Origin of the sequence: Pseudomonas fragi (assembly GCF_025426255.1) — a bacterium.
Lineage (GTDB): Bacteria > Pseudomonadota > Gammaproteobacteria > Pseudomonadales > Pseudomonadaceae > Aquipseudomonas > Aquipseudomonas kulmbachensis.
This window is the reverse complement of record NZ_CP104861.1, coordinates 1,600,142-1,624,162: the sequence shown is the minus strand read 5'-3', so window position 1 is coordinate 1,624,162 and position 24,021 is coordinate 1,600,142. Positions and strand designations below refer to the sequence as shown.

The 24,021-nt window shown below is 57.1% G+C and carries 20 protein-coding genes; 11 read left to right on the top strand and 9 right to left on the bottom strand.

Annotated elements, in window-relative coordinates; genetic code table 11:
• Nucleotides 1-206 precede the first annotated feature (206 nt).
• Complete coding sequence (locus N7D90_RS07605; RefSeq protein WP_261741588.1) at nucleotides 207-476, bottom strand: short-chain dehydrogenase; 270 nt, start codon at nucleotides 474-476, stop codon at nucleotides 207-209.
• A 433-nt stretch (nucleotides 477-909) separates the two neighbouring features.
• Here N7D90_RS07605 and N7D90_RS07600 point away from each other — a divergent pair, with 433 nt between their 5' ends.
• Nucleotides 910-3,027, top strand: a complete 2,118-nt coding sequence (locus N7D90_RS07600; protein WP_261741587.1) for a TonB-dependent receptor family protein — start codon at nucleotides 910-912, stop codon at nucleotides 3,025-3,027.
• Here the strand turns inward: N7D90_RS07600 and N7D90_RS07595 are convergent.
• Complete coding sequence (locus N7D90_RS07595) at nucleotides 3,024-4,106, bottom strand: AI-2E family transporter (RefSeq protein ID WP_261741586.1); 1,083 nt, start codon at nucleotides 4,104-4,106, stop codon at nucleotides 3,024-3,026. The genes N7D90_RS07600 and N7D90_RS07595 overlap by 4 nt on opposite strands.
• A gap of 180 nt (nucleotides 4,107-4,286) precedes the next feature.
• Here N7D90_RS07595 and N7D90_RS07590 point away from each other — a divergent pair, with 180 nt between their 5' ends.
• The 9 genes from N7D90_RS07590 to yegQ all read left to right on the top strand — a co-directional run bounded on the left by N7D90_RS07590 (nucleotide 4,287) and on the right by yegQ (nucleotide 13,802).
• Complete coding sequence (locus tag N7D90_RS07590; protein WP_261741585.1) at nucleotides 4,287-5,582, top strand: OprD family porin; 1,296 nt, start codon at nucleotides 4,287-4,289, stop codon at nucleotides 5,580-5,582.
• Between the two features lie 178 nt (nucleotides 5,583-5,760).
• On the top strand, nucleotides 5,761-6,588 hold the full coding sequence (locus N7D90_RS07585) for an NAD-dependent epimerase/dehydratase family protein (RefSeq protein ID WP_261741584.1): 828 nt from the start codon (nucleotides 5,761-5,763) through the stop codon (nucleotides 6,586-6,588).
• A 48-nt stretch (nucleotides 6,589-6,636) separates the two neighbouring features.
• Complete coding sequence (locus tag N7D90_RS07580; RefSeq protein WP_261741583.1) at nucleotides 6,637-7,524, top strand: glucurono-1,5-lactonase; 888 nt, start codon at nucleotides 6,637-6,639, stop codon at nucleotides 7,522-7,524.
• Between the two features lie 63 nt (nucleotides 7,525-7,587).
• Entirely contained in the window at nucleotides 7,588-8,571 is a 984-nt protein-coding gene (locus tag N7D90_RS07575; RefSeq protein ID WP_261741582.1) for a TRAP transporter substrate-binding protein, read from the top strand.
• Between the two features lie 61 nt (nucleotides 8,572-8,632).
• On the top strand, nucleotides 8,633-9,160 hold the full coding sequence (locus N7D90_RS07570) for a TRAP transporter small permease (RefSeq protein WP_261741581.1): 528 nt from the start codon (nucleotides 8,633-8,635) through the stop codon (nucleotides 9,158-9,160).
• On the top strand, nucleotides 9,161-10,441 hold the full coding sequence (locus N7D90_RS07565; protein WP_261741580.1) for a TRAP transporter large permease: 1,281 nt from the start codon (nucleotides 9,161-9,163) through the stop codon (nucleotides 10,439-10,441).
• A 147-nt stretch (nucleotides 10,442-10,588) separates the two neighbouring features.
• Nucleotides 10,589-11,503 carry an EamA family transporter gene (locus N7D90_RS07560; protein ID WP_261741579.1) on the top strand — a complete coding sequence of 305 codons (915 nt, stop codon included), beginning with the start codon at nucleotides 10,589-10,591 and terminating at the stop codon, nucleotides 11,501-11,503.
• Between the two features lie 26 nt (nucleotides 11,504-11,529).
• Complete coding sequence (locus N7D90_RS07555) at nucleotides 11,530-12,396, top strand: aldose 1-epimerase (protein WP_261741578.1); 867 nt, start codon at nucleotides 11,530-11,532, stop codon at nucleotides 12,394-12,396.
• A 65-nt stretch (nucleotides 12,397-12,461) separates the two neighbouring features.
• Nucleotides 12,462-13,802, top strand: a complete 1,341-nt coding sequence (yegQ, locus tag N7D90_RS07550; protein ID WP_261741577.1) for a tRNA 5-hydroxyuridine modification protein YegQ — start codon at nucleotides 12,462-12,464, stop codon at nucleotides 13,800-13,802.
• A 157-nt stretch (nucleotides 13,803-13,959) separates the two neighbouring features.
• On the opposite strand, the gene N7D90_RS07545 is transcribed toward yegQ, so the two are convergent.
• The gene (locus tag N7D90_RS07545; RefSeq protein ID WP_261741576.1) at nucleotides 13,960-14,688 is read right to left on the bottom strand and encodes a dienelactone hydrolase family protein; all 729 of its coding nucleotides are present in this window, start codon (nucleotides 14,686-14,688) and stop codon (nucleotides 13,960-13,962) included.
• A gap of 58 nt (nucleotides 14,689-14,746) precedes the next feature.
• Nucleotides 14,747-16,651 carry a molecular chaperone HtpG gene (gene htpG, locus N7D90_RS07540; protein WP_261741575.1) on the bottom strand — a complete coding sequence of 635 codons (1,905 nt, stop codon included), beginning with the start codon at nucleotides 16,649-16,651 and terminating at the stop codon, nucleotides 14,747-14,749.
• Between the two features lie 233 nt (nucleotides 16,652-16,884).
• Here htpG and N7D90_RS07535 point away from each other — a divergent pair, with 233 nt between their 5' ends.
• Nucleotides 16,885-17,154: a hypothetical protein gene (locus tag N7D90_RS07535; RefSeq protein ID WP_261742397.1), complete on the top strand. Its 270-nt coding sequence runs from the start codon at nucleotides 16,885-16,887 to the stop codon at nucleotides 17,152-17,154.
• 140 nt (nucleotides 17,155-17,294) lie between these two features.
• Here N7D90_RS07535 and brnQ read toward each other — a convergent pair whose 3' ends face one another.
• The 5 genes from brnQ to odhB form a co-directional block, all read right to left on the bottom strand.
• Nucleotides 17,295-18,608 (bottom strand): branched-chain amino acid transport system II carrier protein, encoded by a 1,314-nt coding sequence (gene brnQ, locus N7D90_RS07530; protein WP_261741574.1) that lies wholly within the window; start codon nucleotides 18,606-18,608, stop codon nucleotides 17,295-17,297.
• Nucleotides 18,609-18,975: 367 nt separating this feature from the next.
• On the bottom strand, nucleotides 18,976-19,857 hold the full coding sequence (sucD, locus tag N7D90_RS07525; RefSeq protein WP_048358600.1) for a succinate--CoA ligase subunit alpha: 882 nt from the start codon (nucleotides 19,855-19,857) through the stop codon (nucleotides 18,976-18,978).
• The gene (gene sucC / locus N7D90_RS07520; RefSeq protein WP_261741573.1) at nucleotides 19,857-21,023 is read right to left on the bottom strand and encodes an ADP-forming succinate--CoA ligase subunit beta; all 1,167 of its coding nucleotides are present in this window, start codon (nucleotides 21,021-21,023) and stop codon (nucleotides 19,857-19,859) included. Before sucC ends, sucD begins: the two co-directional genes overlap by 1 nt.
• Before the next feature lie 226 nt (nucleotides 21,024-21,249).
• Nucleotides 21,250-22,686 carry a dihydrolipoyl dehydrogenase gene (gene lpdA, locus N7D90_RS07515; protein WP_261741572.1) on the bottom strand — a complete coding sequence of 479 codons (1,437 nt, stop codon included), beginning with the start codon at nucleotides 22,684-22,686 and terminating at the stop codon, nucleotides 21,250-21,252.
• A 105-nt stretch (nucleotides 22,687-22,791) separates the two neighbouring features.
• On the bottom strand, nucleotides 22,792-24,006 hold the full coding sequence (gene odhB / locus N7D90_RS07510; protein ID WP_261741571.1) for a 2-oxoglutarate dehydrogenase complex dihydrolipoyllysine-residue succinyltransferase: 1,215 nt from the start codon (nucleotides 24,004-24,006) through the stop codon (nucleotides 22,792-22,794).
• Between the last annotated feature and the right edge of the window lie 15 nt (nucleotides 24,007-24,021).

Sequence of the window (24,021 nt, the reverse complement as noted above, 5' to 3'; positions counted from 1 at the left end):
CCGAACGCAGCCTCGTTCCTTCGGCAGCTGCTACAGGAGATTGCGCAGTACACGTGAACAAAACAGGGAGGCCGTACACCGGGGCAAGCCTTTTTGGGTACTTTTTCGGCGTCTGGAAAAAGTGCCTCGCCGTAAGGGCGAAACCGATATTCCAGTTAAACGCGAATGCCGGATATGTACTCAACACATCTGTTAAACAGACAAGATCAAGCAGGCCGCAAACGCCAACCCAGTACATCCAACAGGTCACACCCATCACGCAGCAATTGCGCCGCAACCGTGGCCAGATGCTTGAGGTCAATAGAGTCGGCCTGCTGCATTTCGCGGCTGGAGAACATTTCCATCAGTTGGGTCACAGCCAGAACACGGGCGGCTGCGTTGGCATGAAGTACATCGAGTGGGGCATTACGATCAATCAATAAGGCGGGGATGGTGCAGTCGATGGCTGTGAGCGGAATAAACGATGAACCAGTCATTAATCAAACTCCTAAATGTCGAATTTGAACCAACTGTTTTCGTCGCCAAACAAAAAAAGGTGGCCACTGTACGCGGGTTGGCGAACCGGTAACATTTAGGAAAACCCGGCAGACTCGAAGATCTCCCACGTACAGCTGCCATATAGCAACGAGAGCAAAATACACGCTCTGCCATATATAACAACCGCATGCTAACTAAATGCTATTCCAGGTCGCCAAACCCGGTCGCCTTATCGGCGAGCACCGACTATAGGCCCCGCACCAGGCCCCAGCAATTGCCAAACATGTGCGAAAAATCCCGAAAAAACGTGAGCTTGTAGCATCGCGAGCAGGCTCGCTCCCACAACTGGATTGCAGCCCGTGACAGTTGCGAGTGATTCCGGGCTTGTATAGGCTGGCGCGCCGCCCGCCCATCGATCTGGAAGTTCCATTAATGCGTCCTGCCCTTTCTTCACTTTTACCTTTGGCGCTGATCTGCACCGCCCCCGCCTACGGCAGTACCCTGGAGCTGGGCGAAGTGCAGGTGCGCAGCGAAGAAAGCAGCGAGCTGCAAGCCGCTCAAAACGCGCTCAATGAGATCCCAGGCGCCAGCAACCTGATCGACATGACCCGCGTCGAGAGCGGCCGCACTGCCAGCAATGCCGATGTCCTGGCTTACCAGCCGGGGATCTATGCGCAATCAGCAGGCAATGACGGGGCCAAGGTCTCGGTGCGCGGCTCGGGTATCAATCGTGCCCCCAGCGCCCACGGCTCCGGGCTGTATGTGATGTTCGACGGCCTGCCGCTCACCGGCCCCGGCGGCACCCCATACGAGCTGTTCGAACCCTTGTGGCTGAGCCGCGCCGAAGTACTGCGCGGTGCCAACGGTTTTGAAACCGGCTCGCTGGCCCTGGGCGGGTCAATCAACTACGTCACTCACACCGGCTACGACGCAGCACCGCTGCAAGTGCGCTACGAAGCAGGTAGTTACGGCTATCAAAAGCGTCAGATCAGTTCCGGGCAAGTGTTGGGCGACCTCGACTACTACGTGTCGTTGACGGACTCTGACACCGATGGCTATCAGGATCACACCCGAGGCAGCAGCAAAGGCATCGCCGCCAACGTCGGTTATCGCTTCAGCCCGCAATTGGAAACCCGCTTCTACCTGCGCTATCGCGAAACGGACAACGAACTGGCCGGGCGCGTGACCAAAGAACAGATCAAGCATCACCCACGCGCAGCCAACCCGGCCTATGTAAGCGGTGACTACACCCGCCCGCAACCCGGCAGTACATGGCTGGGCAACAAGACCACGATGTACCTGGATGACGACTCACAACTGGAAGTGGGCCTGGTCTATCACGACTACCCGATGGATCTGCGCGAAGGTCCGAATCGTCTCAAAGTGGCTTATACCGATGTCAGCGGCACGCTGAACTACAAGCGCCGCGACACCCTGTTCGGCCTCGAAAGCAAAACCACGGTGGGGCTGCGCAATACCAAACACCTGCCCAATAGCGGGGCATCAGAGTATGTGCGTATACCTCGGGGCAATACAGCCGCGTATGCCCCCGGCACCAAGATGCGCGACTTCAGCTACCAGGGTTCGGACACCGTGCTGCACGCCAGCAATGATCTGGAGCTGATCCCCGACTTGTGGCTGACTACGGGCATGGCGCTGATCTACACCCGCCGCGAAAGCGATGTGAGTTACCCCGAGAGCGGCGGCAAGGTCAGTCAGCATGATTGGGACTATGCGCCTCGGGTCGGTCTACGCTATGAGTTCAATCCGAACCTGCAGGTGTATGGCAACCTCAGTCGCTCGGTAGAGCCGCCGCACCCTTGGTCGATGATATGGAGTTCGCCTTTTGTGTTCCCGGTCGGCAGCGGTGCAGCAACCGGCCGCCAGAGCACGCCCATCTCTCTGCAAAATCAGACCGCCACAACCCTGGAGTTGGGCACCCGTGGCGATTCATGGATTGGGCAATGGGATCTGGCCTGGTATTACTCGGCCGTGCGCCATGAACTGCTGACCGTTGAACTGCAAGCGGCAACGCAAAACCTGGGACCGATCGTGGGCGAGTCCAACGCCAGCCCGACCGTGCACCAAGGTTTCGAAGCGGGCCTGAACAGCCTGCTGTGGGAGCGTGACGCAATCGGTAAAGTCTCGCTGCGCCAGGCCTATACCTTCAGCGATTTCCATTACCGCGATGACGCGCGCTTTGGTGATAACAAACTACCGGGCATCCCGCAGCACTACTACCAGGGGCAAATCCGTTACGACCATCCGCAAGGCTTCTATGCCGGGGTAAACACCCAGGTGGCTTCGCGCATGGCGGTGGATTACGCCAACTCGTACTACGCCTCGTCCTACATGCTGTTTGGCGCAACGTTGGGCTACAACTCCCCCAAGCAGGATTGGCAAACCTGGCTCGACCTGCGCAACCTGACTAATCAGCACTACGCAGCTACGGTGACACCGGGTTATGACGACGCTGGCAAAGATGCTGCACGCTCTACACCCGGCGAAGGCATGGGTGCCTACGTCGGGGTCTCGTACAGTTTCCGTTAATCGCCGGGCTGGATATCGGTAGGCAATCGCACCTTGCGGCGAGTGCCGCTGAACAATCCCCAACTGGACAGGAACAGGGCGGCAATCAATGGCCCGATCACAAAGCCATTGAGGCCGAAGATCGCCATGCCGCCCAAGGTCGAGATCAAAATCAGGAAATCCGGCATTTTGGTGTCTTTGCCAACCATGATCGGGCGCAGCACGTTATCCACCATCCCAATCACAAAGACTCCGTACAGCGCCAGCACCACCCCTTCCCAAACCATACCCGTGATCAGGAAGTAAACCGCCACCGGCGCCCAGACGATGCCTGCACCCACGGCTGGCAGCAAGGACAGGAACATCATCAGCACCGCCCAGAACAGCGCGCTATGGATGCCCAGCAGCCAGAAGATCAGCCCGCCCAACGCACCTTGTGTGACGGCTACTGCCAGGTTGCCTTTGACCGAAGCCCTGACCACGCGCCGCAATGTGACTTGCAACAAGCGCTTGTGCTGCTCGGCCATTGGTATGGCATTGCGGATCATGCGCACCATGGACTGACCGTCGCGGATAAAGAAGTACAGCAGGTAGAGCATGATGAAAAAACTGACCACCAGCTCAAAGGTACTCTGCCCAAAGTTGAATACCTGAGTAGCAAAGAACTGACTGCCCTCCAACGCGCCTTTGGCGATTTTCTCGCTGAGCCCGTCAATGCTGCTCAGGCCAAAGCGGTCAAGCCACTCCTGCAGATGAACCGGCAGAATATTTTCGAACTGCATGACATAGCTGGCGACGTTGATCTTGCCACTCTGAACATCGCTGTAGAGCATCGCCACCTCTTGCACCAGCAAGGCGGTGGTGACGATCACAGGCAAGATTGCAATCAGCGTACAGACACTCAAGGTGGTAAAGGTGGCCAGATTTCGCCGCCCCTTGAACTTGAGCAGTACCTTGCGTTGCATGGGGGCAAACAGAATTCCCAGCGCTACTGCCCAAAAAATCGCGCCGTAAAACGGCAGCAAAATCCAGATAAAGGCAATCGTGACCAAGGTCAGCAACAGCAGCAGGGTTTTGCGTTGAAGACTTGTTTCGTTCATGTGCCGTCCATGTCAGTAAGCCGCGAGTGCCTGGAATGGACGCAGTGTAGCTGTCTACGCCCGTGGCCACCAAAAACGCAGTGCCTGCAGCATTGACAACCCTGTGCACACTCTGTAAAAAATCCATGCAGTTGTATGACAACAGATAACAAAAATAATAATGTCCAAGGAGCTCCACGGATGATCACACCTACCTGCGCCCCCGACCTTCACGTTCGCCAAAAAAATCCTAGAAACACCCGATCGCTGGTTTTGCTCGGACTCGGCAGCATGGGCCTGGCCCTGCCGCTAAGCGGTATGGCCGAAGGTTTTGTGGATGACACCAAAGCCACGCTGACCCTGCGTAACGCCTACATCAATCGCAACTACACCAACCCGGACTATCCGCAAAGCAAAGCTGAAGAGTGGACACAAAACTTCATTCTCGACGTCAAGTCCGGGTTTACCCAGGGCACCGTCGGTTTCGGGGTGGATGTGCTGGGGCTCTACTCGCAGAAGCTGGACGGCGGTAAAGGCACTGTCGGTACACAGTTGTTGCCGACCCACAGCGATGGCGAACCGGCCGATAACTTTGGCCGCCTGGGCGTCGCGGCCAAAGCCAAAATCTCCAATACGGAGCTTAAAATCGGCGAATGGATGCCAGTACTGCCGATTCTGCGCTCGGACGATGGTCGTTCCTTGCCGCAAACCTTTCGTGGTGGTCAGATCACCTCCAAAGAGTTCGCCGGTCTGAACCTCTATGGCGGCCAGTTCCGCGCCAACAGCCCGCGTAACGACGCGAGCATGGAAGACATGTCGCTCAACGGCAAAGGCGCCTTTACCTCCGACCGCTTCAACTTTGCTGGCGGTGATTACAGCTTCAACGAAAAGCGCACACAAGTCGGTGTGTGGTACGCCCAGCTGGAAGATATCTACCAGCAGCAATTCCTCAACGTCCTGCACAGCCAGCCCATCGGCGATGTGACCCTGGGCGCGAACCTGGGTTATTTCTGGGGCAAGGAAGACGGCAACAAACTGGCCGGCGATCTGGACAACAAAACCGCCTACGCCCTGCTTTCGGCCAAATACAAAGGCAACACCCTGTATGTCGGCCTGCAGAAAATCAGCGGCGACGATGGCTGGTTCCGCGTCAACGGCACCAGCGGCGGCACCTTGGCCAACGATAGCTACAACTCCAGCTACGACCTGGCCAAGGAACGCTCCTGGCAAGTGCGCCACGATCTGGACTTTGCAGTGCTTGGGGTGCCTGGCCTGACCATGATGAACCGCTACATCAGCGGCAGTAACATCCACACCGGCACCATCACGGACGGCAAGGAATGGGGCCGCGAATCAGAACTGGCCTACACCGTGCAAAGCGGCACATTCAAAGACCTGAACATGCGCTGGCGTAACGCGAGCATCCGTCGCGACTACAGCGCTCACGAGTTTGACGAAAACCGCATTTTCATCAGCTATCCGTTGTCGTTGCTTTAAGCGGCCCTCTCGGACTGTGGGAGCGAGCCTGCTCGCGATGGCATCACTGATTGAAACCATCGCGAGCAGGCTTGCTCCCACAGCGGATTTTGCATTGACAAGCACCGCAATGGCTGTGAATAATCCAATCAAGTCATACGACAACAGATGACAATAACAAGAAAGACAGGGATATCTGATGCCAACTACTCGCACCGCCCAAATTCCCTTTAATCGCCTTCTTCTCACCGGTGCCGCTGGCGGTCTGGGGAAGGTACTACGCGAAAGCCTGAAGCCCTATGCCAAGGTTTTGCGCCTCTCTGATATCGCCCAAATGGCACCTGCTGTCGACAGCCATGAAGAAATACAGCTCTGCGACCTCTCAGACAAACACGCTGTTCACCAACTGGTTGAAGGCGTAGACGCAATTTTGCACTTCGGCGGGGTCTCGGTAGAACGTCCGTTCGAAGAAATCCTCGGCCCGAATATCAGCGGCATCTTCCATATCTACGAAGCGGCACGCCGGCATGGCGTCAAGCGCGTGATCTTCGCCAGTTCCAACCATGTGATCGGGTTCTATAAACAGGATCAAACCCTGGATGCCCACTCCCCGCGTCGCCCGGACGGCTATTACGGGCTGTCCAAGTCCTATGGCGAAGACATGGCCACCTTTTATTTCGATCGCTATGGCATCCAGACCGTCAGTATCCGCATCGGCTCCTCGTTCCCCGAGCCGCAGAACCGCCGAATGATGAGTACCTGGCTGAGCTTTGCCGACCTTACGCAATTGATCGAGCGCTCGCTGTACACGCCGAATGTTGGTCATACCGTGGTCTATGGCGCCTCAAACAACCTGAAGGTGTGGTGGGACAACCGTTTCGCCGCGCACCTGGGCTTTGCGCCCAACGACACCTCAGAAGTATTCCGCGAAAAGGTCGAGGCCCAGCCGATGCCTGCGGCCAATGATCCGAGCATGGTTTACCAGGGCGGAGCCTTCGTTGCGGCAGGTCCGTTCGGGGACGAGTAAACCGCGCCCCCGCTCATAACACTGAATACGGACAAGGATCGAGACGCCATGACTGCTGAACTGATTCTCGATGCACGCAACGCCACCGGCGAAAGCCCGGTCTGGAGCACTGCGCAGCAGGCACTTTACTGGGTGGATATCCCGGCAAAACGCTTGCATCGCTGGTGCCCCGCCGATGGCAAAAGCCAAAGCTGGCAAACCTCGCAAATGCTCGCGTGCATTGCTCAGGCAGGTAATGGCAGCTGGGTCGCCGCGATGGAGAACGGCCTGTTTGCTATCACGCCACACGCCGATGGCAGCCTCGACAGCCGCCTGTTGGCCAGCGTGACCCACGCCCTGCCAGAGATGCGTTTTAACGATGGCCGCTGCGACCGCCAAGGGCGTTTCTGGGCGGGCACCATGCTCATGAATATGGCCGCAGGGGCACCGGTGGGCGCTATGTACCGCTACAGCGCAGGCCAGGTCGAACCGCTCAAAGCGCAACTTGATGGTTTTATTGTGCCCAACGGCCTTGCCTTTAGCCCTGACGGCAAAACCATGTACCTCTCGGACTCACACCCCGATGTACAGAAAATCTGGGCCTTCGACTATGACACCGATACCGGTACCCCCCATGACCGCCGCCTGTTTGTCGACATGACCGAACACCCGGGTCGCCCCGACGGCGCTGCTGTCGACGCCGATGGCTGTTACTGGATTTGCGGCAACGATGCCGGGTTGATCCACCGCTTTACGCCGGACGGCAAACTTGATCGCTCACTGTCCGTCCCCGTGAAAAAACCTGCGATGTGTGCCTTTGGCGGCGCAGATCTGGACACCCTGTTTGTCACCTCGATTCGTCCTGTGGGCGATACCAGCGACCAACCGCTGGCTGGGGGCGTGTTCGCTCTCAGCCCGGGGGTCAAGGGGCTGCCGGAGCCCGAATTCAACAATTGACTGCCTTGCCGACACTGCTGATCCAACACCTTGATATAAAAAAAACAATATTTGGAGTGACCCATGGATTTCAAACGCACCCTGCTTATTGCTGCACTCCCGCTGGCCTTCTGCTTGTCAGGCGTAGCCCAGGCCGAAATCAAAATCAAATTTGCCGAAGTACACCCCACAGGCTACCCGCCTGTGGTGGCTGAGCAGGAAATGGGCAAGAAGCTTCAAGCCCAGAGTAACGGCGATATCTCCTTCAAGATGTTTGCCGGAGGGGTACTGGGTTCAGAGAAAGAAGTGGTCGAACAGCTCCAGTCCGGTGCCGTGCAGATGACCCGTGTCAGCCTCGGCATCCTCGGCCCCGTGGTGCCGGAAACCAACGCCTTCAACCTGCCGTTCGTGTTCCGCGATCAGGCCCATATGCGCAAAGTCATCGACGGTGAAATCGGCCAGGAGATGCTGGATAAAATCACCAACTCCGAATTCAACATGGTCGCACTCGCCTGGATGGATGGCGGCACCCGCAACCTGTACACCAAGAAACCAGTACGCGCGATCGGCGACCTCAAGGGCATGAAAATTCGCGTCCAAGGCAACCCGGTATTTATTCAAACCATTAACGACATGGGCGGTAATGGCATCGGCATGGCGACCGGCGAAATCTTCAGCGCCTTGCAGACAGGCGTCATCGATGGCGCAGAGAACAACCCGCCCACCTTTCTTGAACACAACCACTACCAGAACGCCAAATACTTCACCTGGACCGATCACCTGATCCTGCCCGAGCCCATCGTGATGGCCAAGTCCACCTGGGCAAAGCTGACCCCGGAGCAGCAAGCCCTGGTGCAGAAACTGGCCCGAGAAGCGCAGTTTGAAGAACGCGTGCTTTGGGACAAGAAAACCGCCGACAGCATCACCAAGCTCAAGGCCGGTGGAGTTGAGTTCATCACCCTCACCCCAGAACAGAAAAAAGCCTTCTACGACGCGACTCAGCCAGTGCGTGACAAATATGGTGCGGACTACAAAGACCTGATCTCGCGTATTGAAGCCGTTCAATAAGTCAGCCCGATAATGCCGCGGTGACGGGCTCCAGCCCGTTTTCCGCCGCGTGGTGAGCCCCATGAAAAATACCGTACTGCGCTTGAACGACATGTTGTACCGGGTTTGTATCGGGATTGCCGGCCTGTCGGTACTGACCATGACCCTGATCATTCCATGGGGCATTTTTGCCCGCTACGTGCTGGGTACTGGCTCCAGCTGGCCCGAGCCCACCGCCATTTTGTTGATGGTGGTATTTACCTTCTTTGGTGCCGCCGCCAGTTACCGTGCCGGGGCCCACATGGCCGTAGCGATGGCCGTGGAGCGCATGCCCAAACACCTGCGCTCCAAGGTTGCTGTGCTGGTGCAAATACTGATGGTGATCGTCTGCCTGTTCATGACCGTGAAGGGTTTTAAATTGTGTGCGACCACCTGGAATCAATTCATCGGTGAGATGCCGTCCGTGAGGGTAGGCATCTCCTATTTACCGATCCCTATAGGCGGTCTGGTGACTCTTTCCTTCGTCCTGGAAAAACTCTTCCTGGGTGACCAAAGCCACCGCCGTGCCGTGCGGTTCGACATCGTAGAAGCCAGCGAAGAGGCCGTATAAATGGACGCTTTCGTACTGTTGGGCAGCTTTATCGCCCTGATCCTTATTGGCATGCCGGTCGCCTATGCGCTGGGCCTGTCGGCATTGGTCGGGGCCTGGTGGATCGATATCCCGTTCGATGCCCTGATGATTCAGGTCGCGGGCGGCGTAAACAAATTCTCCCTGCTGGCGATACCGTTTTTCGTACTGGCGGGTGCGATCATGGCCGAGGGCGGCATGTCGCGCAGGCTGGTGGCATTCGCCGGGGTACTGGTGGGTTTTGTGCGCGGCGGCCTGTCGCTGGTCAACATTGTGGCCTCGACCTTCTTCGGCGCGATTTCCGGTTCATCGGTGGCCGACACCGCCTCTGTAGGTTCGGTACTGATTCCAGAAATGGAACGTGCAGGCTACCCCCGCGAGTTCTCTACGGCGGTGACGGTCAGCGGCTCGGTACAAGCGTTGCTCACCCCTCCGAGCCACAACTCGGTGCTGTACTCCCTGGCTGCTGGCGGCACGGTGTCGATTGCTTCGCTGTTCATGGCCGGGATCATGCCCGGGCTGCTACTCAGTGCGGTAATGATGGGCCTGTGCATGATCTTCGCGCGCAAGCGCAATTACCCCAAGGGCGAAGTGATCCCGCTGCGTCAGGCACTGAAAATCGCCGGTGACGCGATGTGGGGCCTGATGGCCATGGTCATCATCCTCGGCGGTATTCTGTCGGGCATTTTCACCGCCACCGAGTCGGCCGCCATCGCCGTGCTCTGGTCGTTCTTCGTCACCATGTTTATCTACCGCGACTACAAATGGCGCGACCTGCCCAAGCTGATGCACCGGGCGGTACGGACCATTTCCATCGTGATGATCCTGATCGGTTTCGCCGCCAGCTTCGGTTACATCCTGACGCTGATGGAAATCCCGATGAAGATCACCACAGCGTTCCTGACGCTGTCGGATAACCGTTACGTGATCCTGATGTGCATCAACGTCATGTTGCTGCTGCTGGGCACCGTGATGGACATGGCACCGCTGATTCTGATCCTGACCCCGATCCTGCTGCCCGTGATCATCGGCATCGGTGTCGACCCGGTGCACTTTGGCATGATCATGCTGGTCAACCTGGGGATCGGCCTGATTACACCGCCGGTGGGCGCAGTGCTGTTTGTGGGGGCTGCCGTGGGCAAGGTGTCCATCGAAAGCACCGTCAAGGCACTGCTGCCGTTCTACGTGGCGCTGTTTATGGTGCTGATGCTGGTGACCTACGTTCCGGCCATCTCTCTGTGGCTGCCAAGCATGGTGCTGTAAACCACACCCTGCCCGTGGGAGCGGGCTTGCTCGCGATGCAAACGACGCGGTGTCACTGAAACACCGCAGCGATTCCATCGCGAGCAAGCCCACTCCCACAAAGGTTATCCAAGAGGTTTTATTTCCAGCCAAGGAGGCTGGTTGCTTATGTCTGCTCCTGCTTTGTTCCCCCGTCATATCGCGGTATTGATCCTGGTACTGTTGGCCTGTGCATTTGCGGGCAACCATATCGCCGCCCGGATTGCCTTCGACCACGACACCGGCCTGTTATTGGCAATTCTGTGCCGCGCCGGCGTGACCTTGCTGGTATTGACCAGCCTGGTGTTGTGGCAGCGCGAACGTCCTCGCTTGACCCCCGCCAACTGGCGTTGGCAATTGCTGCTGGGGCTGCTGATCGCGGCGCAAAGCTTCTTTATCTATTCGGCGGTGGCGCGGATTCCCGTGGCACTGGCGCTGTTGATTGCCAACGTGGCGCCCATTCTGCTGGTGCTCCTGACTTGGGCTCTGGGCGGCGCCGCACCTACCCGGCGGGCTGCGCTGCTGATGGGGCTGATCATGTGCGGTCTGGTATTTGCCCTGGATGTGCCCGAACGCCTGTCCAGCCAGGGCACTACCGAAGCGCAATGGCTTGAAGGGATCCTCTTCGGCTTTGCCGCCGCCTCTGTATTCGCCTGTGCGCTCTGGATCACCGATCACAAACTCTCGAGCCTACGCGGCACGGTGCGCAGCATGCTGACCATGCTGATTGTGTTTTGTGCCGCAGCCCTGGCCGGGGTCAGTGGCGTGCTACCGGGCGGCGTGTCGCTACCCGCCTCGTCCACCGGCTGGACGGCTCTGGCCTGTCTGGTTGCGCTGTATGGTCTAGGGTTCTGCCTGCTGTTTATCTGCATGACGCGCCTGAACATGGCCCGCAACGCACCGGTAATGAACGTTGAGCCCGTGGCGAGCCTGCTGTTTGGCTGGCTGATCCTGGATCAACTGCTCAGCAGCGGCCAAATAATCGGCGGCCTGATCGTGGTCGCGGGTATTGTGATGCTCACCTGGCGCCGTACCGCCGATTGAACTGTCCTCCTTAACGGTAGAGTCCCATGCCCCAAGTGCTATTGACCCTTGAAGACGACCTGACCCGGCTGACCCTGGCTCCGCAAGTGGGTGGCAGCATCCTGGACTGGAGCATCATCGCCAGCGGCTTGCCACTGTTGCGCCCAAGTGCCAGCGACGCCCTCAGCACCCACTCGGCCAACGCATTGGCCTGTTATCCGCTGGTGCCCTGGTCGAACCGGATAGGGAGTGGAGGCTTCGATGGCGCCGGCCATTGGTTTGCCTTGGAGCCCAACAACCCTCCCGGCCCCCTGCCCATTCATGGCAGCGCCTGGCAGCAGTCCTGGAGCGTGATCGAGCACAGCCCGCGGCATGCCTGCTTGCAACTGGACAGTTCCAGCCCTTTTGCGTACCGCGCCCAGTTGCGCTACACCCTGAGTGACGGCCAGCTATGTATCGAACTGAGCGTTACCCATCAGGACGAGCGCGCCGCCTGGCATGGCCTGGGTCTGCACCCGTATCTGCCACGCACCGCCAACACCCGGTTGCAGGCAAAGACCGCACAAGTCTGGCTGTGCGATACCCAGGGCCTGCCCACGGAGCTTGCAGCGCTGCCAGCGCAATGGGATTTCAACCAGAGCAACCGCTTGCCGCAAACCCGACTCGATAACTGCTTTACCGAGTGGGATGGCAGTGCACTGATCAGTCAGCCGGATCTGGGTTACTCGCTGGAGTGTCAAGCAACAGATAGCCGTTACTGCCTGGTGTATTGCCCGCCGGGAGAGGACTTCTTCTGCTTCGAACCCGTCAGCCATCCGGTCAATGCCCACCACCTGCCGGGCCACCCAGGGCTTACGCTGCTGCATAAGGGACAGTCCACCCGCATGAGTGTCAGCTTCAAGCTCAACCTATAGACCCAGGTCAATAATCAGGCAGTCAGGCTCGACTACCATCGCGCCTTTTTGCGAACGACCTGACTATGCACCTTGCCCCGCCCGAACTTCTCGCCCCAGCCGGCACCCTGAAAAACATGCGTTATGCCTTCGCTTATGGTGCCGACGCGGTGTACGCAGGCCAACCACGCTATAGCCTGCGGGTGCGTAACAACGAATTCGACCACGCCAACCTGGCTATTGGGATCGCCGAGGCCCACGCCCAAGGCAAGCGCTTTTACGTAGTGGTCAATATTGCCCCGCACAACGCCAAGCTGCGCACCTTCCTCAAGGATCTGGAACCGGTAATTGCCATGGCCCCGGACGCGCTGATCATGTCTGACCCGGGCCTGATCATGCTGGTGCGCAAAAACTTCCCGCAGGTGCCGATTCATTTGTCGGTCCAGGCCAATACGGTGAACTGGGCCAGTGTCGAGTTCTGGCAGCAGCAGGGTTTGAGCCGGATCATCCTGTCGCGCGAACTGTCGCTGGAAGAGATCGAAGAGATTCGCCAGCAAGTACCGGACATGGAGCTGGAGATTTTCGTGCATGGCGCGCTGTGCATGGCCTACTCCGGGCGCTGCCTGTTGTCCGGCTACATGAACAAGCGCGACGCCAATCAGGGCAGTTGCACCAATGCCTGCCGCTGGAAGTACGACACCAAACCGGCCACGGAAAACGAGCTGGGCAATATCGTCAATGTGGTTGAGCCAACCCTGGGTGTAGGCGCACCCACCGATGAAGTGTTTGTGCTGCACGAATCCCAACGCCCGGATGAACCGATGACCGCGTTCGAAGACGAGCACGGCACCTACATCATGAACTCCAAGGATCTGCGTGCCGTGCAGCACGTGGCGCGGCTGACCGAGATGGGCGTGCACTCGCTGAAAATCGAAGGCCGGACCAAGTCCCACTTCTACTGCGCACGGGCCACTCAGGTGTATCGCAAGGCGATTGATGATGCAGTGGCGGGCCGTGAGTTTGACCGCAGCTTGATGACGGATCTGGAGTCACTGGCACAGCGTGGCTATACCGAGGGCTTTTTACGTCGGCATGTACACGATGAGTACCAGAACTACCTGCATGGCAGTTCGTTATCGCATCGCCAGCAGTTTGTCGGGGAGTTGACCGGCGAGCGGCGCAACGGTCTGGCCGAGGTCAAGGTGAAAAACCGTTTTGCCCTGGGCGACCATCTGGAGCTGATGACACCCAAAGGCAACTACCACTTTGATCTGGACCGACTGCACAACAGCGCAGGCTTGCCGACCCAGGTGGCACCGGGTGACGGTCACACGGTGTACCTGCCGATTCCCGAGCAGGTGGATTTGCAGTATGGGTTGCTGATGCGGGATTTGACCGTGAGCGAAACCATGACGCGATCCCTGTAGATACTCTGTTCCAGTTCAAGCCCCAGTGGGAGCGAGCAGGCTCGCTCCCACGCTTGAAGTATCTCTGTAGCCGCTGACGAGCAGCGCGAGGCTGCGCAGCAGTCGTCAAGGTTAACGACCTCGTGCCTCGACAGCGGCTACATGAACAGCCCTGATATCAATCGCGAAACACTTCATCCAGCAGGTTGTGCATGGCGGTAAACGCCCGGCTGGAGGTTTTGGCGTCGTACATCATCTTGCCCGGCACGTTGGCGTGCGGGTCGGTGAAGGAATGCACTGCGCCGCCGTAGCTGGTCAATTGCCAGTCCACACCCGCTGCATTCATCTCGGCCTCAAACACCGGTAGCTGTTCGCTTGGCACCAATGGATCAGATGCGCCGTGCAATACCAGCACCGAACCCTTGATGCTCTTCGCATCGACAGCGTTAGGCGTATCGAGCGAGCCGTGGAAAGACACAGTAGCCTGCAGCGGTGCACCGCTACGTGCCAGCTCCAGCGAGCAGCAGCCGCCAAAACAGAAGCCAAAGGTTGCCAGCTTGCTGCTGTCGACCTGGGCCAGTCCCTGATTTTTCAGCATGTCATAGGCGGCCCACATCCGTTTGCGCAGCAAGGCACGGTCATTCTTGAGCGGCATCATTGCAGCGCCCGCCTCGTCAGCGTTGGTTGGGCGGATGGCCTGGCCGTACAGGTCGGCGATCAACACCACATAGCCTTGCTCGGCTACCGACTTGGCGATCTCTTCGGCGCCCTCGCTGATGCCCATCCAGTTGGGCGCCATCAGCAAACCCGGCAGCGGATCTTCTCGGCTCGGGTCAAAAGCGAGGCGGCCTTCGTAAGGTTGGCCGTCGATTTGATAGGCCACTGAACTGACCGTAATTGATTTCATTAAAAACTCCTGAACTCAAAACAAAAAAAACCCGCCGAAGCGGGTTTTTATAGCGCGGTTAGACCGACAACTCTACTAACAATTTGTTAAGCCGACGGACATAAGCCGCAGGGTCTTTCAAGCTGTCACCGGCTGCCAGGGCTGCCTGATCAAAGAGGATGTGCGACAGGTCGCCAAAGCGCTCTTCACTCTGCTCTGCATCGAGTTTCTCGATCAGCGGGTGAGCCGGATTGAATTCGAAGATCGGCTTCGATTCAGGCACTTTCTGACCGCTGGCTTCGAGGATCTGGCGCATTTGCATGCCTAGGTCCTGCTCACCGATAGCCAGAATCGCTGGAGAGTCGGTCAGACGGTGCGATACACGCACTTCGCTGACGCTTTCGCCCAAGGCTGCCTTGATCCGCTCAACCAGACCTTCTTTGGCCTTGGCCACTTCTTCTGCGGCTTTCTTGTCCTCTTCGGAGTCCAGGTTGCCCAGATCGAGGTCGCCACGAGCCACGTCGACAAAGCTCTTGGCGTCGAAGTCGCTGAGGTAGCTCATCAGCCACTCGTCGATACGGTCGGTCAACAGCAGTACTTCGATGCCTTTCTTGCGGAAGACTTCGAGGTGCGGGCTGTTCTTGACCTGTGCGTAGGTTTCGCCGGTCAGGTAGTAAATCTTGTCCTGACCTTCCTTGGCGCGAGCCAGGTATTCGGTCAGTGAAACGTTTTGCTCACCGTCGTCACCGTGGGTCGAAGCGAAACGCAGCAGACCGGCGATTTTTTCCTTGTTGGCGAAATCTTCAGCCGGGCCTTCTTTCATCACCTGGCCGAAGTTTTTCCAGAAGCCCTGGTATTTCTCAGGGTCGTTCTTCGCCAGTTTTTCCAGCATGTCGAGCACACGCTTGGTCAGCGCCGTTTTCATCGAGTCGATGATCGGGTCTTTTTGCAGGATTTCCCGCGACACGTTCAACGACAAATCGTTGGAGTCGATCACGCCTTTGATAAAGCGCAGGTACAGCGGCAGGAACGACTCGGCCTGATCCATGACAAATACACGCTGTACATACAGCTTCAGGCCTTTAGGCGCTTCACGCTGGTACAGGTCGAACGGAGCGCGGGCCGGTACGTAGAGCAAGGAGCTGTACTCGAGCTTGCCTTCAACCTTGTTGTGGCTCCAGGCCAGCGGGTTCTCGTAGTCATGGGCAATGTGCTTGTAGAACTCCTGGTATTCCTCGTCCTTGACTTCAGTACGAGGACGGGTCCACAGAGCACTTGCACGGTTAACGGTTTCCCACTCCAGTGCCGGTGCTTCTTCGCCTTCGGCAGCGGCCTGCTCTTTAGGCAACTCGATCGGCAAGGCGATATGGTCGGAGTACTTTTTAATGATGTTGCGCAGGCGCCAGCCGTCAGCGAACTCGGATTCGCCGGACTTCAGATGCAGCACGATTTTGGTGCCGCGATCGGCTTTTTCAACGGTCGCGACTTCAAACTCGCCTTCGCCCTTGGAGGACCAGTGCACGCCTTCGCTTGCAGGGCTTCCGGCACGGCGGCTGTAGACGTCAACCTTGTCGGCGACGATAAAGGCCGAGTAGAAGCCCACGCCGAACTGACCGATCAGGTGCGAATCCTTTTTCTGGTCGCCAGAAAGGTTTTTCATAAAGTCAGCAGTACCGGACTTGGCAATCGTACCCAGGTGGGTGATCACGTCGTCACGGTTCATGCCGATACCGTTGTCTTCGAGGGTGACGGTGTTGGCGTCCTTGTCGAAGCTCACACGGATTTTCAGATCCGAGCCGCCTTCGAGCAGCTCAGGCTTGGACAGTGCTTCAAAACGTAATTTGTCGACAGCATCAGAGGCGTTCGAGATCAATTCGCGAAGGAAGATTTCCTTGTTGGAGTACAGCGAATGGATCATGAGGTGCAGCAGTTGCTTGACCTCGGTCTGGAAGCCCAGGGTTTCCTTTTGAGTTTCCACGCTCATTGTTATCAAACTCCGATTAGATGGCATGAGCCACGCCCTGATGGGTTGGTGGCGGGATGTGATGAAAGTTGGGGCCCTAGGTTAAGATTTCAAGGCCTGTTGAGGTTGCATCGGTTTTTTACCAATACTTTCAACGGACGATGCCTTACTTATATATGTGTACGAGCATGGAACTTAAGCTATCGGACAACGCTCAAACGCCCCGTAGATCTACTCATAAGGAGAAACACCCCATGCGTAATACTTTTGCTGTTGCCTTGATGCTGGCTGCTTCGCTTGGCCTCGCTGCCTGCGATAAAAAATCCGAAGACAAAGCTCAGGACGCTACTCAGCACGCTGAGCAAGCTCAAGAAAAAATGTCTGAAGCCCAGGACAAAGTGAACGACGCGGCGAAAGAAAATGCCGAAGCGGCCAAAGCTCAGGCCGAGTCCAACAAAGCTGCTGCTGAAGAAGCCGCTCCAGCTGTTCCTGCAGCTCCAGTGGCAACTCCAGAAAGCAAGTAACAGCGCTTTTTGTGATGCAAAACAAAGCCCGCGCTATGCGGGCTTTGTTGTGTTTGAACACACAGCCATAAAAAAAGCCCTGCATCCGTTAGATGCAGGGCTTTTTTATGTATCCGGTAACGCTTTTGGCGATCCGGATATTACGCGAGTGCTTCTTGACGCTTGCCCAGCAGACGGTCGCAGACAACTGCGCCCAGCAGGGTCACAAGGCACGGCACCAACCACGCCAGGCCCTGATCGCTGAATGGCATGTTAGCCAGTTGGGCCGGAATCCAACCGCCCAGGCCAGCGCCTTTAAGCGCATCGATCGAACCGAAAAGGAACGAAACCAGCATTACCGGGCCAACGATGCGCGCCTGCGCATGCCACAGGCCTTTGCAGAAGCTCAAGGCCACCAGCACGATGCACGGCGGGTAAATCGCCGTCAGCAGCGGGATGGAGAACGCGATCAACTGCGTCAAACCGAGGTTCGACACGGCCAGCGAGAACACGGCAAGGATAATCACCAGCGTCTTGTAAGACAGTGGCAATACCTTACTGAAGTATTCAGCGCAGGCACACGTCAGGCCAACAGCCGTTACCAGGCAGGCCAGAGCGATCAGCACCGCCAGGAAACCGCTGCCCAGCGAACCGAAGGTGTGCTGTACGTAGGCATGCAGTACTGCCGCGCCATTGGTTGCGCCCGCTGCCACTTCATGGCTGCCCGCGCCCAGGCGGAACAGGCTGATGTACACCAGCGCCAAACCAACCCCGGCGATCAGGCCGGCAATGATTGCGTAACGGGTAATCAGCTTCGGCGACTCAACCCCACGGGAACGAATGGCGTTCACGATCACAATGCCGAACACCAGTGCACCCAGTGTATCCATGGTCAGGTAACCATTGATAAAACCTTGGGAGAACGGTGCAGCGACGTATTCAGGGGTCGCAACGCCAACATCACCTGCAGGCAAGGCAACGGCAGCAATGCCGAGAATGGCCAGCGCGATGATTTTCAGCGGAGCAAGGAAGCGCCCTACCGTGTCCAGCAAACGACCCGGGTACAGCGAAACGAAGAACACAATCAGGAAGTACACCGAGCTGTACAAGAACAGCGCCAGCGGGCTCTCACCGGTCAACGGTGCCAGGCCGACTTCAAAGGATACAGTGGCGGTACGCGGGGTCGCGAACAGCGGGCCAACAGCCAGATAGGCCACAGCCGCCAGCAAGCCACCAGCCACTTTGCCGATCGGGCTGCTCAGTGCATCCATGCCGCCGCCAACTTTGGCCAGCGCAATAACAGTCACCACCGGCAGACCTACTGCGGTGATCAGGAAGCCCAATGCGGCCATCCAGACATTAGGCCCGGCTTGCAGGCCAACGATTGGCGGGAAAATGATGTTACCCGCCCCAACGAACAGGGCAAAAGTCATAAACCCAAGTGCCAGAATGTCCTGGCCTTTCAATACTTTCATTACGGAAATACCACACTACTGAATCGGAATTTAGAGGGGAATTTCCCGTACGGATGTGGGAAATGCTGTCGGTCTGTATAAGTCCAACCCGTCTAGCGCGCGGCTTCCTTTTGGGATGCTCACGCAGAACTGCGGAATGGCGGCAAGATTACCGATTTTTTTCCTACAACGCACTGTTAGAGGGCGGACTGTCCGATGAACGAACGCAGTTGTCGCATGAATGACATCGAAAAATGGTTTGGTGTGGTTTTTCTTCGCTGGGATAGGCATTACTTCGTAGCAGCTGCCGTAGGTGCATACCCCAGAACGCACAAAGGCCACCCGAAGGTGGCCTTTGCCTGGTGTAGCAGTCAGTTAAGCGCGAGGCTTATTTGACAGCCCAGCCAGTCAGCTCAGACAGAGCCTTGCCGATATCTGCCAGCGAACGCACGGTTTTAACGCCTGCGTCTTCCAGGGCAGCAAACTTCTCGTCTGCAGTACCCTTGCCGCCAGAGATGATTGCGCCAGCATGGCCCATGCGCTTGCCTGCAGGGGCAGTCACACCAGCGATGTAGGAAACAACTGGCTTGGTCACGTGTGCCTTGATGTAGGCAGCCGCTTCTTCTTCAGCCGAACCGCCGATCTCACCGATCATTACGATCGCTTCGGTCTTCGGGTCTTCCTGGAACAACTTCAGGATGTCGATGAAGTTGGAACCAGGGATCGGGTCACCGCCGATGCCTACGCAAGTCGACTGACCGAAACCGGCATCAGTAGTTTGCTTCACAGCTTCGTAAGTCAGGGTGCCGGAACGCGACACGATGCCTACTTTGCCTGGCAAGTGAATGTGACCTGGCATGATGCCGATCTTGCATTCGCCTGGGGTGATAACGCCTGGGCAGTTAGGGCCGATCAGGATTACACCCAGCTCGTCGCACTTAACTTTAGCGTCCAGCATGTCCAGGGTAGGAATGCCTTCAGTGATGCAAACGATCAGCTTGATGCCGCCGAAAGCTGCTTCAAGGATGGAATCCTTGCAGAAAGGAGCTGGTACGTAGATAACGCTGGCGGTTGCGCCAGTGGCAGCTACAGCTTCTTTCACGGTGTTGAAAACAGGCAGGTCCAGGTGAGTGGTACCGCCTTTGCCCGGAGTAACGCCACCAACCATCTTGGTGCCGTATTCAATGGCTTGCTGGGTGTGGAAGCTACCCTGCGAACCAGTGATGCCCTGGCAGATAACTTTGGTGTCTTTATTGATCAGGACGCTCATTACTTGCCCTCCGCAGCTTTAACAACTTGTTGAGCAGCGTCGGTCAAGCTGGTAGCAGCGATGATGTTCAAGCCGCTTTCTGCCAGTACTTTAGCGCCCAGTTCAGCGTTGTTGCCTTCAAGGCGAACAACCACCGGGATTTTCACGCCGACTTCTTTCACTGCACCGATGATGCCTTCGGCAATCATGTCGCAACGAACGATGCCGCCGAAGATGTTGACCAATACTGCAGCGACATTGCTGTCGGACAGGATGATCTTGAACGCTTCGGTTACGCGTTCTTTGGTAGCACCGCCGCCAACGTCGAGGAAGTTGGCTGGCTTGCCGCCATGCAGGTTAACGATGTCCATGGTGCCCATCGCCAGACCAGCGCCGTTTACCATGCAGCCGATGTTGCCTTCCAGTGCTACGTAGTTCAGTTCGAACTTGGCAGCGTGCGCTTCGCGCGGATCGTCTTGCGACGGATCGTGGAAAGTTTTCAGCTTGGCCTGACGGTACATGGCGTTTGCGTCGATGTTGATTTTCGCATCGAGGCAGTGCAGATCGCCGTCAGTCTTGATAACCAGCGGGTTCACTTCCAGCAGAGCCAGGTCGTGATCCTTGAACAGCTTGGCCAGACCTACGAAGATCTTGGCGAACTGAGTAACTTGCTTGCCTTCCAGACCCAACTGGAAAGCCAACTCGCGACCCTGGAATGGCTGAGCGCCAACCAGTGGATCGATAGTTGCTTTCAGAATTTTTTCTGGAGTGTCGTGAGCGATTTTCTCGATGTCCACGCCACCTTCGGTGGAAGCCATGAACACGATACGGCGGCTCGAACGGTCAACGACAGCGCCCAGGTACAGCTCTTTAGCGATATCAGTGCACGATTCAACCAGGATCTTGGTGACCGGCTGACCAGCGGCATCAGTCTGGTAAGTCACCAGACGCTTGCCCAACCACTGTTGTGCGAATGCTTTAGCGTCTTCTTTGCTGCGAACCAGCTTTACGCCGCCCGCTTTACCGCGACCACCTGCGTGAACCTGGGCTTTAACAACCCATTCAGTTCCGCCGATTTTGTCGCAAGCTTCTGCGGCTGCTTCCGGGGTATCTACTGCATAACCCTTGGATACTGGCAGGCCGTATTCAGCGAACAGCTGCTTACCCTGATACTCGTGAAGATTCATGCTTTTTACCGTCTTCGTTAGGTACTGCGCATTCGGCGCTGCACTTTTATTAGTGCCGCACCACCTGTGACTGCTGCTTGTGCTGCTTCAACAAACCCGACACACGCGTGAGCGGAGTCGGGCCTGGGTCAAACAAGACAAGACTGCGTCCGGCGGAAGTTCCGCGGTGAGGCTTGCTAGCAAGGCTCACGACGGGCAAACCGCCGTGGTTTCTTATTGTCTGGTATTAACGTTTCTTACGGTTGGCAATGTGGATGGCACCGCCATTCACAGCCAGCGCTGCTTCGTGCAACGCTTCGGACAGGGTTGGATGGGAGAAAACCATCATGCCCAGATCCTCAGCACTAGTGCCGAATTCCATACCGATAGCGCCCTGCTGAACCAGCTCTGCAGCGCTCGGGCCAATCACGTGGACGCCCAGTACGCGGTCAGTTTTGGCATCAGCAATGACTTTAACAAAGCCACCGGTGTCGTTTGCTGCCATGGCACGACCACTGGCTGCGAACGGGAAGGTGCCGACGTTAACTTCAACGCCTTCAGCTTTCAAGGCCTGTTCGGTTTTACCTACCCACGCGATCTCCGGGTGAGTGTAAATAACTGATGGAATCAGGTCGTAGTTCATCTCGGTCTTGTGACCTTTGATGCGCTCAACAACCATGATGCCTTCTTCCGAAGCCTTGTGAGCCAACATCATGCCGCGAACCACGTCACCGATGGCGAATACGCCCGGTACGCTGGTGGCGCAATGATCGTCAACAAACACGAAACCGCGCTCGTCGATGGTCACGCCGCTGTCAGCTGCCAGCAGTTCGGTAGTCACCGGACGGCGACCCACGGCTACGATCAGCTTGTCGAACGTGATGGTCTGTTCGCCGTTGGCGTCGGTGTAGGTCACAACGACTTCTTCGCCGTTAACCTTGGAACCGGTTACGCGAGCGCCCAGCTTGATGTCCAGACCTTGTTTGGTCAGGGTTTTGTAGGCTTCTTTCGAAACGGCAGCGTCAGCAGCCATCAGGAACGTGTCCAGAGCTTCCAGAACAGTTACCTGAGCGCCCAGACGGGACCATACCGAACCCAGTTCCAGACCGATAACGCCAGCGCCGATAACGCCCAGACGCTTAGGTACGGATTGGAATTCCAGTGCGCCGGTCGAATCAACGATCACGTTGTTATCAACTGGAGCCGGTGGAATGTCGATTGGGCGCGAACCCGATGCCAGAATCACGTTCTCGGCTTCGATGATTTCAACGCTGCCGTCTGGCTTGGTCAGTTCAACACGCTTGCCGGCCAGCAGTTTGCCGTGGCCTTGCAGGGAAGTAACACCGTTAGCCTTGAACAGGGTAGCAACGCCGGAAGTCAGACCTTTAACGATGTTGGCTTTACGGCCAACCATCGCAGCTACGTCCATCTTCACTTCACCGGTGGTGATGCCGTGGATAGCAAATGCATCCTTGGCTTCGTGATACTTCCAGGAGCTGTCCAGCAGCGCCTTGGATGGAATGCAACCAACGTTCAGGCAAGTACCGCCCAGAGCCAGTTTGCCTTCCTTGTCGGTGTATTTTTCGATGCAAGCAGTCGAAAGGCCCAATTGCGCGGCCTTGATGGCTGCAACGTAGCCGCCAGGGCCCGCACCAATCACTACAACGTCAAATTTCTGAGACATGAAAATAGATCCTCTATTAGCTACAAGCTGTCAGCTGCAAGCTGCAAGCCCAAGCCAAGCTGCTTTTTCTCGCAGCTTGTCACCTGAAGCTTGCAGCTGCTTCTATTAGATATCCAGCAGCAGACGAGCTGGGTCTTCCAGCAGGTTTTTGATTGCTACCAGGAAACTTACAGCTTCTTTGCCGTCGATCAAGCGGTGATCGTAAGACAGAGCCAAATACATCATCGGACGGATAACTACCTGACCGTTGATTGCCATTGGACGCTGAAGGATGTTGTGCATGCCCAGGATCGCGGCTTGCGGCGGGTTAACGATCGGGGTCGACATCATCGAACCGAAAGTACCACCGTTGGTGATCGTGAAGGTACCGCCGGTCATTTCGTCGATCGACAGCTTACCGTCACGGGCTTTCTTGCCGTAAGCAGCGATACCGCCTTCGATTTCAGCCAGGCTCATCAGTTCGGCGTTACGCAGAACCGGAACCACCAAACCACGGTCGCTGGATACAGCAACACCGATGTCGGCGAAGCCGTGGTAAACGATGTCGGAACCGTCGATCGAAGCGTTCACAGCCGGGAAGCGTTTCAGCGACTCGGTAGCAGCTTTGACGAAGAACGACATGAAGCCCAGGCGTACGCCGTTGTGGGCCTTCTCGAACTGGTCCTTGTACTTCGAACGCAGTGCCATGATTTCAGTCATGTCCACTTCGTTGAAAGTGGTCAGCATCGCCATGTTCGACTGAGCTTCAACCAGACGCTTGGCCACAGTGGCACGAACGCGGGTCATCGGAACGCGTTTTTCTACGCGGTCGCCAACAGCGAATACCGGAGCAGCAGCGGCAGGAGCAGCGGCCTTGGCCGGCGCAGCAGCAGGAGCGGCCTTTTTGGCAGCAACAGCAGCAACTACGTCTTCCTTGGTCACACGACCGCCTTTGCCAGTACCGGCAACGGAAGCGATGTTGATGCCGTTTTCTTCAGCGATCTTGCGAGCTGCAGGAGCAGCAACAGGATCGTCTTCGCCATCAGCAGCAGGAGCAGCAGCCTGAGCGGCCGGTGCAGCAGCGGCTGGGGCAGCAGCAACACCGCCTTCAACGATGGAGCCCAGAACTTCGTCGGACAGAACGGTGTCGCCTTCGTTCTTGACGATAGCGCCCAGAACGCCGTCAGCTGTAGCCAGTACTTCCAGCACAACCTTGTCGGTTTCGATGTCAACAATCAGGTCGTCGCGTTTTACAGCGTCGCCCGGTTGCTTGTGCCAGGTGGCAACGGTGCCATCGGCAACCGATTCCGGAAATGTTGGGGCTTTGATCTCGATAGCCATGTTCTTTGGTTCCTT